Genomic DNA, 12,166 nt, shown 5'->3' on the forward strand with positions numbered 1-12,166 from the left:
AACTGTATTCCAAGGAGAAAGAGATGGCTAATTTGAGACAGATTGCATTTTATGGGAAGGGTGGGATCGGGAAGTCGACGACTTCACAGAACACCCTGGCGGCGCTGGCGGATTTGGGTCAGAAGATTCTGATTGTGGGTTGTGATCCGAAGGCGGATTCGACGCGTCTGATTCTGCATGCGAAGGCACAGGACACGATTTTGAGTCTGGCGGCGGATGCGGGAAGCGTGGAGGATCTGGAGCTGGAAGATGTGATGAAGGTGGGTTTCAAGGGGATTCGCTGTGTGGAATCCGGTGGACCTGAGCCCGGTGTGGGATGTGCGGGACGGGGCGTGATCACCTCGATCAACTTCCTGGAAGAGGAAGGGGCCTACGACAACATGGATTACGTTTCCTATGACGTATTGGGGGATGTGGTGTGTGGTGGATTTGCGATGCCGATTCGGGAGAACAAGGCACAGGAGATTTACATCGTCATGTCGGGAGAGATGATGGCGATGTATGCGGCGAACAATATTTCGAAGGGGATTTTGAAGTATGCCAATTCCGGTGGCGTACGCTTGGGGGGGTTGGTGTGCAATGAGCGCCAGACGGACAAGGAACTGGAGTTGGCGGAATCGCTGGCGGTGAAGTTGAACACGAAGTTGATTCATTTCGTACCCCGCGACAACATTGTGCAGCATGCGGAACTGCGGCGGATGACGGTGCTGGAATATGCACCGGATTCGAAGCAGGCGGATGAGTACCGGAGCCTGGCGACGAAGATTCATGCGAACGCGGGGAATGGGACGATTCCGACGCCGATCACGATGGACGAGTTGGAAGACTTGTTGATGGAGCACGGGATCATGAAGCGTGTGGATGAATCGGTGGTGGGCAAGACGGCGGCAGAACTGGCGGCAGAACTGGCGGCGGCCCAGTAATTGGGGGGAACCCCGTCCGAGGTGAAGAGCCATGGGCGGGGGTCCGGGAAAGTTGCGCCGATGGTCCTGGAAAGGAGGGGCTATGGGTGGAGATTTTCCGGGTCTTGTAAACCCTTTATTCATTTTTTTATAGGAGGGCGAAATGAGCCTGACAGTAGAGCAAGTGAAAGTAAGAAACCAGGCGCTGATCGAGGAAGTTCTGGAGGTTTATCCCGAGAAGACAGCGAAGCGTCGAGCCAAACATCTGAATGTGTACGAAGAAGGGAAGACGGACTGCAATGTGAAGTCGAACATCAAGTCGATTCCTGGAGTGATGACGATCCGTGGATGTGCGTACGCAGGATCGAAGGGGGTGGTGTGGGGGCCGATCAAGGACATGGTGCACATCAGTCACGGACCGGTGGGCTGTGGACAGTATTCGTGGGCGGCCCGCAGGAACTACTACATCGGCACGACGGGGGTGGATACCTTTGTGACGATGCAGTTTACCTCGGACTTTCAGGAGAAGGACATTGTTTTTGGTGGGGACAAGAAACTCGAGAAGATCATGGACGAGATCGAGGATCTGTTTCCGTTGAACAAGGGGATCACGGTACAGTCGGAATGTCCGATCGGACTGATTGGGGATGATATCGAGGCGGTATCGAAGAAGAAGTCGAAGGAGTTTGGTGGGAAGACGATTGTGCCGGTGCGATGCGAAGGGTTTCGTGGAGTATCGCAATCGCTGGGGCACCATATTGCGAATGACACGGTGCGGGACTGGATATTTGACAAGTCGGAAGGGAAGCATCCGGAGTTTGTGAGTACACCCTATGATGTTTCGATCATTGGGGACTACAACATTGGTGGGGATGCCTGGGCCTCGCGGATTTTGCTGGAAGAGATGGGATTGCGGGTGATTGCGCAATGGTCTGGGGACGGGAGTATAGCGGAGTTGGAGAACACGCCGAAGGCGAAACTGAATGTGCTGCATTGTTATCGTTCGATGAACTATATCTCGCGACACATGGAAGAGAAGTACGGGATTCCCTGGGTGGAGTACAACTTTTTTGGACCTTCGAAGATCGAGGCATCGTTGCGTGAAATTGCAAGCCACTTTGATGACAAGATCAAGGAAGGGGCGGAACGAGTGATTGCGAAGTACAAGCCGTTGATGCAGGCGGTGATTGACAAGTACAAGCCCCGTCTGGCGGGGAAGACGGTGATGTTGTTTGTGGGAGGGTTGCGTCCGCGTCATGTGATTGGTGCATACGAGGATCTCGGGATGGAAGTGGTGGGGACGGGCTATGAGTTTGGTCATAACGACGACTACCAGCGCACGACCCACTATGTGAAGGACGGGACGTTGATTTATGACGATGTGACGGGTTATGAGTTCGAGAAGTTTGTAGAGAAGGTCCAGCCGGATCTGGTGGGGTCTGGGATCAAGGAGAAGTATGTATTCCAGAAGATGGGAGTGCCGTTCCGGCAGATGCACTCCTGGGATTATTCGGGTCCGTACCACGGGTATGACGGATTTGCCATATTTGCGCGGGATATGGATATGGCGATCAACAATCCGATCTGGGGATTGACCAAGACGCCCTGGGCGAATAGTTGAAGCCGATTAATATTGTGATAGGAGAGACATCATGACGCAGAACTCGAGTAGCGTACTGGATCATTTCAATTTATTTCGAGAGCCGGAATATCTGGAGATGTTCGAGAACAAGAAGAAGAATTTTGAGAATTCACACCCGAAGGAGCGAGTGGAGGAGATTCGGGAGTGGACCAAGACCTGGGAATACCGGGAGAAGAATTTTGGACGGGAAGCATTGACGGTGAATCCGGCGAAGGCATGCCAACCGTTGGGGGCGGTGTTTGTGGCGGTGGGGTTTGAAGGGACGATGCCGTTTGTGCATGGATCCCAGGGATGCGTGGCGTATTACCGAAGCCACCTGAGCCGGCACTTCAAGGAGCCGTCATCCTGCGTTTCGTCGTCGATGACGGAAGATGCGGCGGTATTTGGGGGTCTGAACAACATGATCGATGGGTTGTCCAATACCTACAGCATGTACAAGCCAAAGATGATTGCGGTATCCACGACCTGCATGGCGGAAGTGATTGGGGATGACCTGAACGGGTTTATCACCAATGCGCGCAACAAGGGGAGTGTGCCTGAAGATTTTCCGGTGCCCTATGCACATACGCCGGCCTTTGTGGGAAGCCACATTACGGGGTATGACAACGCGTTGAAGGGGATTCTGTCGAATTTTTGGGAAGGGAAGACACGGGTAGCGAAGGACAAGATCAACCTGATTGGGGGATTTGACGGTTACACCGTGGGGAATACGCGGGAAGTGAAACGGATGCTGGATCTGATGGGGGTGGACTACACGATCCTGGCGGACAACAGTGAGGTATTTGATACGCCTGCGGATGGTGAATTCCGGATGTACGACGGCGGCACGACGCTGGAGGATACGGCGGCGGCGTTGAATGCGAAGGCGACGATTTCGATGCAACAGTATTGCACCGAGAAGACGTTGTCGTATGCAGCGACCCATGGTCAGGAAGTGGTGTCCTTCAACCATCCGGTTGGGGTGGCTGGGACGGACAAGTTTCTGATGGAAATATCGCGGATCACGGGTAAGGCGATTCCGGCATTGCTGACGAAGGAAAGAGGACGTCTGGTGGATGCGATTGCGGATTCAAGCGCGCATATTCACGGGAAGAAGTTTGCGATCTATGGGGATCCTGACCTGTGTCTGGGGCTGGCAGCCTTTTTGATGGAACTGGGGGCGGAGCCGGTGCATGTATTGTCCACCAATGGGGGGAATGACTGGCTCGGGAAGATGGAAGCCTTGCTGGCTTCTTCCCCCTTCGGAGCGGGGTGTCATGCCTATGCCGGGAAGGACCTGTGGCACATGCGTTCACTGCTGTTTACGGAACCGGTGGACTTTTTGATTGGGAATACCTACGGGAAGTATCTGGAACGGGATACGGGGACTCCACTGATCCGGATTGGATTTCCGGTTTTTGATCGGCATCACCATCACCGTTATCCGGTGTGGGGTTATCAGGGCGGGATGAATGTATTGGTGACGGTACTCGACAAGATATTTGACGAGATGGACAAGAATACCAATATTCCTGCCAAGAGCGACTATAGTTTCGACATCATCCGCTGAGGCGAAGTTTGGGTTGGAGAGCACAGGTCCGCTCTCCATCCTTTTTATGGATGTCCAAACTTTGTGGAGGGGGGTACCATGGTGATGGTGACATTTTTGACGCCGCCGATGCAAGATAAGCTGGTGGTGGAAACCTTACCCGGTCTTAGTTTGCTGGCATTGATGGAGCAATATGACCTACCCAAGCATTGCGTGTGCGGAGAAGGAAAATGCGGGGCTTGTGCCGTAAAAATAGTTCCAATGCGGCGGAATCCCAAGTGGATAAGTATAGGCCCTCTCGAAAGAAGGCAGTTCATTCGGGATGGAAAGTTATCCAAGGCGGAGAGTGAACAACTCATGTTCAAGGATATTCCTCCCAGATGGCGTCTGGCCTGCCAGTATATTGTTTCAGATGAACCTATAATGGTGGTATTTTAATCTTTCTGAACTGAGTAATCATCGTGAAAAATAACGGCCCTGTGACTCAGCATGAAATTGATTATCCAGAGTCCGTGGTATTCGTCACACGCACAGATCCAAAAGGCATCATCACCGATGCCAACGACTCTTTTGTGCATATCTCAGGATTTGACCGTTCAGAACTCATTGGTAAAAGTCACAATGTGGTGCGTCACCCCGATATGCCCCAGTGGGCCTTTGCCGATTTGTGGGCAACGGTCAAATCAGGCCGAGTCTGGCGGGGTTTCGTCAAGAACAGGGCTAAAAATGGCGATCATTACTGGGTCTTGGCTACGATTTCCCCCATTATCCAGAATGGACACGTCGAGGGTTACCTCTCCTATCGAAAGAAGCCTGCACGGCAAGAAGTACTCAATGCCGAAGCACTTTACCGTCAATATCCAACAACCCAAGCTCCGTCCCAACCTCTGTCCCTGAAGCGCTGGTTTTTCGGACTGTCTATCCAGTACAAAATGCAGGTCATGGTTCAGCCCCTGTTGTTCGCACTATTATCGGGTTCTACTTTCATCACCTACCAACAAATCCGCTCGAACATTCTTGACGATGCCGTGGCCAAGGGTCTGATGATGGATCTGTCGAAAGAATTTTCCCGGCTGAACGTTATCACCCTGACATTGGTGGCGGCACAGATCATCTTGCAAGTCCTGTTCTTTTTTATCTTTAGTTGGGTATCGCGTCGTTATGTTGCGCGGCCTCTTCTGGCGGTGGCACAACATCTCGAAGAGATCGTGGCAGGAGATTTCAGTCGTCCGGTAGATGTTAGTGGACAGGATGAGGTAGGAACGCTGTTGAACAAGGTTCAGTCCACCAAGGTATTGATGGGCGCCATCATCGACCAGATCATATTCACCTCGGTAAATATCAACACCCGCACAATGGAAACGGAGGAGGCCTCCCGCTCCGCAGCCAGGACATCGTTGGAGCAGTCCGAGTTCTCTCAGGCGGCGTCAGCCAGTGTCGAAGAGATTTCCACAAGTATCGACAGCACAGCCGACAACGCAGATATGGTGGGACAAACATCTGCTCGTTCCTTGCTGGAAGCCAAGGAAGGAATGAACACGGTTCAAGAGGTGGTGGACAACATGATTATAATCAGCAAGGAAGTTCTGCAAGCTTCGGATGCTGTTCGGAATCTGGGGGAGCGTGCCGGACAGATTACGGAGATCGTGGGTTCCATCAAGGAGATTGCCGACCAGACCAACCTGCTGGCCCTGAATGCGGCCATTGAAGCGGCTCGGGCCGGGGAACAGGGGCGGGGGTTCGCCGTGGTGGCCGATGAAGTGAGAAAGTTGGCGGGTCAGAGCGCTCAGAGTGCCGCCACGATCGGGAAAGTATCCAGTGGTATTCATGAAGGCACCCTGGAGGCGATCCGAATGATCAATCTTGTGGTGGACAGGGTTCGACATGGAGAAGTTCAGGCTGGGAAAGCGGGAGATGCCATCGATAAAATTGCTCAAGAGTCGGAAAAAATGGTGGCGGGAATTTCTGACATCGTGGCTGCTGTTCAGGAACAGAGTATTGCCAGCCATGAGGTGGCGAAGCGTATTGAACAGATTGCTCAGGGAGCCGAGAAAAATGCAGAGTCGGTAGAACAGGTGAATGATGCTACCAAGGCCCTGGTAAGCATGGCGGGTGAACTCAATCAACTCACCAGTCGATTCAAGTTATAACGTTGTCCTTGTTTTGATCAATTGTTTTGTTTATTCCAATTGTTTGTTTTGCGACAGGTTAAAGTTTTAATAAAATCAATGTGTTGAGTATGGCACGGTAATTGCTTTTCATTGTCTGTCACCCCTTTTGCAGGATCCCTTTCATTCTGGAGGACAGACCATGGCCGGACTCAATATCAAGATACAGGAAGTGTTCAGCGAGCCTGGCTGCGAAAAAAATCAGGGGAAGTCGGAAAAGGAACGCAAAAAAGGGTGTACCAAACAACTTGTTCCTGGCGCCGCCGCGGGAGGTTGTGCCTTTGATGGTGCAAAGATCGCATTGCAGCCGATTACGGATGCGGCCCATCTGGTTCATGGACCCATTGCCTGCGAGGGAAACTCCTGGGATAACCGTAGTGCCCTGTCTTCAGGGTCGCGTCTTTACCGGACCGGATTCACCACTGATATCGGTGAATTGGATGTGGTGTATGGTGGCGAAAAACGTCTGTACAAATCTATTCGTGAAATCATCGAAAAATACGATCCTCCTGCCATTTTCGTTTATCAAACCTGTGTGACAGCCATGATCGGCGATGACATTGAAGTTGTCTGCAAAGCAGCGACCAAGAAATTTGGAAAACCCGTCATCCCGGTGGATTCGCCCGGATTTGTGGGAAATAAGAATCTCGGCAATAAATTGGCGGGTGAATCCTTGCTTGACTATGTCATTGGAACTGAAGAGCCTGAATATACGACTCCCTACGATATCAACATCATCGGCGAATACAATCTTTCTGGCGAATTATGGCAAGTCAAACCCTTGTTCGAGCGTCTGGGAATCCGTGTCTTGTCCTGTATCTCTGGCGATGCCAAATACAAAGAGGTGGCTTGGGCGCATCGTGCTCGTGTCACCATGATGGTATGTTCGAAAGCCATGATCAACATCACCAGAAAACTGGAAGAACGCTATGGGATTCCCTATTTTGAAGGTTCTTTTTACGGAATCTCCGATATGAGTGAATCTCTGCGGCAGACGGCGCAGTTGCTTGTCCGGCAAGGTGCGCCTGAGGACTTGCTGGCGCGTACTGAGGCGTTGATTGCCGAGGAAGAATCAAAAGCTTGGAAAAAACTCGAGAGTTATCGGGAACGTCTGGCAGGGCGCAAGGTTTTATTGATCACCGGGGGGGTCAAATCCTGGTCTGTGGTTTCTGCCTTACAGGAAGTCGGGATGGAAATCGTTGGAACCAGCGTTAAAAAATCCACCCTGGAAGACAAGGAAAGAATCAAGGAAATCATGGGGGAGGAAGCCCACATGATTGATGACATGTCCCCTAAGGAGATGTATACCATGCTCAAGGATGCCAAGGCGGAAATCATGTTGTCAGGCGGAAGATCCCAGTTCGTGGCCCTCAAGGCAAAAATGCCCTGGCTGGACATCAATCAGGAGAGGCATCATGCCTATGCCGGATATGATGGCATGGTGGCACTGGTTCGTGAAATTGACAAGGCATTGTATAACCCGATATGGGAACAGGTCAGGAAACCGGCACCTTGGGAATAGGAAATACGTTGATTGACGTTGGCTTATGCCAAAGTTTGAGTGGATGGCTGGAAAGGAAGAGGGCGCATTATTGGCTCTGATTTATGGAGAACCAATCTGAATTAGATCATTTTAGGGGGTCTGAATGAGTCAAGTATTGGCTGAAGCCAAAGAGGTAAATGCAATGGAATCCATGTTCATCAAGGAATTGGTCAAACAATGGCGAGCTCAGGATTCCTATGGAACCTGGGAAAAGAAAAGCGATGAAGTATTGTTGGATCCCTACATCCTTGACAAGGAAAAGAGAAAAACGATTCCGCTCATGGGAGACCCGGACCCGGAAACCATTTGGCGTTTGGAGTTGTTCTATAACGCAATTGGGATGGCCATTGAACAACAGACAAAAGTTATGGTGAGTCCCATGATGAAGATGCATCACGAAGGTTTTGGTCGGATGGTCCTGATTGCTGGACGCTTGATCGTCGTCAACAAGCAATTGAGGGATGTACATCGTTTCGGTTTTCCCAGTATGGAAAAGTTGGCGGAAGAAGGGGAGAAATTGGTGGAAGCCGGGGTGGCCATGATCTCTCAATTTCCCGAAGTCGCTAAATTCGGTTAAAGGACATTGAACCATGGATGAACCCGAAAATATTAAACTGGTTTTGAAGAAACTCAATGCTCAGGCAACAGCTTTGAAGATGGATTTGCATGATCTATCAGAGGATCTGCCGACCGGATGGGAGAGAATCATGGAAGTGGCGCAGAAAACCTATGTGGCCTACCGAAATTTGAATGAAATGAAAAGCCGAATGACTGAAGGTTGACTTGACCCAATATCCCCCTGCTTGATCCGGGGGATTCTGTGTGATACTGGTTTGCATTGATGAAGGGGTTACAGGGATGAAGTCGGGTTGGCTCCCAGTTCTGTTTTTTCTGTGGATGGCACAGGCGGAAGCCGCTGAATTGGTGGTATCGGCCGCATCCAGTCTGACGGATTCCTTGAATGTCCTGAAGGGGATTTATCAGTCCAGGCATCCCAGTGAAACAATCCTTTTTAATTTTGGGGCTTCCGGATCACTGGAGAAGCAGATCGAAGAGAGTGCGCCGGTAGATATGTTTATTAGTGCTTCCATGAAAGAAATGGATGCGCTTCAACGAAAGCAATTGATCCTGGGCGAACCGCACAATTTACTTTCGAATGAGATCGTTCTGATCGTTCCAAGATCCAATCAAGCTTCAATACAAGAATTTTCAGATCTGTCAAAGGTACATCGCTTGGCCATAGGGGATCCAGGTTTCGTACCGGCGGGTCAGTACGCCAAAGAAATTCTGAAATTTCAGGGACTCTATGATTTGTTGGAAAATCGGTTGGTTTACGGGGAGAATGTCCGACAGGTTCTGGAATATGTAGCCAGAGGAGACGTCGATGCAGGGTTGGTTTTCTCCACTGATGCATTGACCATGAAAGATCGGGTCCGGATCGTCATGAGTGCACCTAAAGGATCCCACGAGTCGATTCTTTACCCGGCGGCTATTTTGAAATTTTCAACTCATCCTCAGGCGGCGCGCGAGTTCATGGATTTTATTTCCGGGCCAGAAGGGAAAGAAGTCTTTTCCAGATTTGGATTTCAGATTGTGGAAAAGCATCGTGTCAATCCAACAGAAGGAGATCATCATGAAAATTAGTGGACAGAATAAACTGGCAGGAGAAATTCTTGCGATCAAAAAAGGGGAAATAGAGTGTCAGATCACCCTGAAATCTGGAGAAAACATGATCGTGTCGGTCATTACCCGGGATAGTGCTGAAGAGATGGGACTCAAGGTAGGAGACCATGTGGTGGCGTTGATTAAATCAACGGAAGTGATGATCATGAAGTGATTGTGGCCAGCAACATGGATTCTTTTCTCTCTGCCTTGAAAATTTCGTTGTGGGTTGCAACCAGTTCAACTTTGCTGGTTGCCCTGTTTGGATTGGCTCTGGCTTTCGTCCTGGCGCGCTGTAATTTCAGAGGGAAAAATATTATTGATGCAGTAGTGACCATTCCCATGGTGCTACCGCCCACAGTGGTGGGTTACTATTTGATGGTTCTGTTGGGACGGGAGGGTATTGTCGGTGCGCCGCTATACCAGTTGACAGGATGGTCCTTTTTATTTACCTGGCAAGGTGCCGTGATTGCAGCCTTTATCGTCTCTTTGCCGCTCATGGTCAGAGTGGCCAGGTCTGCGATTGAGTCCGTTGATGAAGATTTAATCAGAGTTAGCTATAGTTTGGGCAAATCGAAGTGGGAAACTTTTGTTCATGTGATCCTGCCGTTGGCACGGAGCGGTATCATGGCTGGCGTGGTATTGGCTTTTGCTAGAGGATTGGGAGAATTTGGCGCAACGCTGATGATTGCGGGAAATATCCCAGGAAGGACCAGTACCCTTTCGCTGTCCATCTATTCGGCTTTTCAGGCAGGCGATGATACCAGGGCAGGGCAACTTGCTTGGGTACTGACCGGCATTTCAGTGTTCGTTGTTTATTTGGCAGGAAAACTGAGTCGCAGCAGATGGATGTAACTATCCGACTCAAGAAAAATCTTGAAGGATTTACTCTTGATGTCCACTGGGTTTCCCGGGAAGGAATCGTGGTGATTTTTGGTCCATCTGGATCTGGCAAGTCAATGACATTGCAGGCGATTTCAGGATTTTCACCGATGGATGAAGGCTATATTCGAGTGGGTGAGCGGGTTTTTTTTGATTCCTTTGCCACCATTGATCTTCCCCCACAAAGGAGAGAAATTGGGTATTTGCCCCAGAACTATGCGCTGTTTCCACATATGACAGTTCGTCAAAATATTCTTTATGGTCATCAAGCACCCAGTCCGGCGGCTGAAGAATTCCATGAAATGATTACGTTATTTCAACTTGAAGGACTGGAGAATCGTTACCCCAAGGAACTTTCAGGGGGTCAAAAGCAGCGGGTGGCCCTGGCTCGCGCCTTGATGAGAAAACCCAGGATTCTGCTGCTGGACGAACCGCTGGCTGCGGTGGATATTTCGGTTCGCAAGATGATCAGAACGGAACTTAAACTGCTCCAGAGAAAGTTGGGGATCCCCATGATTCTGATTACCCATGATCTAAGCGAAGCATTGGCCTTGGCGGACAAACTGATTATCTACGAACAGGGTCGTGTCGTGCAGGAAGGGGAACCCATGGAGATCATCAAGCATCCCCTCAATGAACGGGTCTCTGAATTGCTGGGACAAATCACGATTCACACAGAACCCGTTTTTTCATTTTAAGAAGCTATGGAAAATTTTTCAAAATTGAAAGCCCATCTTCTGCTCGAAAAAAATGGCCTATCTTTTCTTGGAGACCACCGGGTCATGTTACTGGAAGCGATTGCAACCCATGGATCGATTACCTCGGCCGCAAAAGCGATTGGAATGAGTTACAAGGCGGCATGGGATACTGTGGACACCATGAATAATTTGTCGGACCATCCACTGGTTCGCCGATCCACAGGGGGGCGGCATGGTGGAGGAACGGCTTTGACCGAACATGGCCAGTGGCTGGTTAAAATTTTTCGGGAAGGCGAGAAGAAATTTCAGGGGGTCATGGAGGATCTGGCGACTGATAGGGAGGGCTTCAACCATCTCCAAAATATTTACAAAAGGTTCTCGATGAGAACCAGTGCGAGAAATCAGTTTTCCGGGAAAATCAAGAAGATCTCCAGGGGTTCGGTCAATGCTGAGATAAAAATCAGTCTTGATGATCATAACGAGATTGTCTCTGTGATCACGGCTGAAAGTGTTGAACTCATGGAACTTGAGATTGGAGTGGAAGTTTATGCCTTGATCAAGGCCCCTTCCATCCTTTTGACAACGGAAGCATCCACGCAATTCAGCGCTGAAAACCGGCTTTGTGGCGTGATTTCCCGGATTCAGGCAGGAGAAGTGAACGCAGCGATATCGTTGGTGTTGCCCAACGAAAAAACGGTGACTTCCATCGTGACGCTCGAAACTATCGGAAAATTGGAGTTGGTTGTAGGAACTCTGGCCCAAGCAGTTTTTACCAGTTCAACCGTCATTCTTGCAAGGATATAAACATGTCACATTCAACGGAACTTGAAAAGCCTGTTGGCTTGGAATTTGTAGGCGAACAGTCCTCTCTCCTCTCGGGAGATGAGATCAGAGCAGGAATCTCCGCGGCTTTTCAAGTGTTTGAAAAGCATGGGGTCAATCCTGAGGATTGCAAACAGGCTGTGAGAAAACTTGCCGATAATGAACTTCTGACCAAAAATGAAGCATTTCATTGTCTGATCTGGAATGAGGCAGAGGACAGCGCTTTTCGTGCGGCGACGCTGGGTTGGCTGGCACGGAATGTGGATATTCGTTTGAAAATTTAAGAAGATGCCACTGAAAAGTGGATACAGTACATCTG

14 protein-coding genes are annotated in these 12,166 nt (G+C 50.1%); all 14 read left to right on the top strand.

The annotated features are described in order from the left end of the window. The first annotated feature begins 23 nt into the window (after nt 1-23). The 14 genes from nifH (at nt 24) to HO274_RS00070 (ending at nt 12,131) form a co-directional block, all read left to right on the top strand. Entirely contained in the window at nt 24-923 is a 900-nt protein-coding gene (gene nifH, locus HO274_RS00005) for a nitrogenase iron protein (protein WP_031595775.1), read from the top strand. 142 nt (nt 924-1,065) lie between these two features. After that, nucleotides 1,066-2,523, top strand: coding sequence for a nitrogenase molybdenum-iron protein alpha chain (gene nifD, locus HO274_RS00010; protein WP_031595776.1), 1,458 nt, complete (start codon nt 1,066-1,068; stop codon nt 2,521-2,523). Between the two features lie 31 nt (nt 2,524-2,554). Then, nucleotides 2,555-4,093 (top strand): nitrogenase molybdenum-iron protein subunit beta, encoded by a 1,539-nt coding sequence (nifK, locus tag HO274_RS00015; protein ID WP_031595779.1) that lies wholly within the window; start codon nt 2,555-2,557, stop codon nt 4,091-4,093. A 78-nt stretch (nt 4,094-4,171) separates the two neighbouring features. After that, nucleotides 4,172-4,510: a 2Fe-2S iron-sulfur cluster-binding protein gene (locus HO274_RS00020; protein ID WP_031595780.1), complete on the top strand. Its 339-nt coding sequence runs from the start codon at nt 4,172-4,174 to the stop codon at nt 4,508-4,510. Nucleotides 4,511-4,533: 23 nt separating this feature from the next. Continuing rightward, nucleotides 4,534-6,222, top strand: a complete 1,689-nt coding sequence (locus HO274_RS00025; RefSeq protein ID WP_062188072.1) for a methyl-accepting chemotaxis protein — start codon at nt 4,534-4,536, stop codon at nt 6,220-6,222. A 160-nt stretch (nt 6,223-6,382) separates the two neighbouring features. Next, a complete protein-coding gene (nifE, locus tag HO274_RS00030; protein WP_031595783.1) occupies nt 6,383-7,762 on the top strand; it encodes a nitrogenase iron-molybdenum cofactor biosynthesis protein NifE in 1,380 nt (459 codons plus the stop codon). Between the two features lie 124 nt (nt 7,763-7,886). After that, nucleotides 7,887-8,360, top strand: a complete 474-nt coding sequence (locus tag HO274_RS00035) for a NifX-associated nitrogen fixation protein (protein WP_273120416.1) — start codon at nt 7,887-7,889, stop codon at nt 8,358-8,360. A gap of 13 nt (nt 8,361-8,373) precedes the next feature. Further along, a complete protein-coding gene (locus tag HO274_RS00040; RefSeq protein ID WP_031595787.1) occupies nt 8,374-8,565 on the top strand; it encodes a CCE_0567 family metalloprotein in 192 nt (63 codons plus the stop codon). Between the two features lie 76 nt (nt 8,566-8,641). Then, nucleotides 8,642-9,427 carry a molybdate ABC transporter substrate-binding protein gene (modA, locus tag HO274_RS00045; protein WP_273120419.1) on the top strand — a complete coding sequence of 262 codons (786 nt, stop codon included), beginning with the start codon at nt 8,642-8,644 and terminating at the stop codon, nt 9,425-9,427. Next, nucleotides 9,417-9,620 (top strand): TOBE domain-containing protein, encoded by a 204-nt coding sequence (locus HO274_RS00050; RefSeq protein ID WP_031595789.1) that lies wholly within the window; start codon nt 9,417-9,419, stop codon nt 9,618-9,620. The genes modA and HO274_RS00050 overlap by 11 nt, the downstream gene beginning before the upstream one ends. A 14-nt stretch (nt 9,621-9,634) precedes the next feature. Next, nucleotides 9,635-10,300, top strand: a complete 666-nt coding sequence (gene modB, locus HO274_RS00055) for a molybdate ABC transporter permease subunit (protein ID WP_031595791.1) — start codon at nt 9,635-9,637, stop codon at nt 10,298-10,300. Then, the gene (locus HO274_RS00060) at nt 10,291-11,025 is read left to right on the top strand and encodes an ABC transporter ATP-binding protein (protein WP_062188074.1); all 735 of its coding nucleotides are present in this window, start codon (nt 10,291-10,293) and stop codon (nt 11,023-11,025) included. Before modB ends, HO274_RS00060 begins: the two co-directional genes overlap by 10 nt. Nucleotides 11,026-11,031: 6 nt before the next feature. Further along, nucleotides 11,032-11,829: a TOBE domain-containing protein gene (locus tag HO274_RS00065; protein WP_062188075.1), complete on the top strand. Its 798-nt coding sequence runs from the start codon at nt 11,032-11,034 to the stop codon at nt 11,827-11,829. Between the two features lie 2 nt (nt 11,830-11,831). Beyond that, on the top strand, nt 11,832-12,131 hold the full coding sequence (locus tag HO274_RS00070) for a hypothetical protein (RefSeq protein ID WP_273120423.1): 300 nt from the start codon (nt 11,832-11,834) through the stop codon (nt 12,129-12,131). Nucleotides 12,132-12,166 lie beyond the last annotated feature (35 nt).

Origin of the sequence: Ferrovum myxofaciens, from assembly GCF_013181415.1 — a bacterium.
GTDB lineage: Bacteria > Pseudomonadota > Gammaproteobacteria > Burkholderiales > Ferrovaceae > Ferrovum > Ferrovum myxofaciens.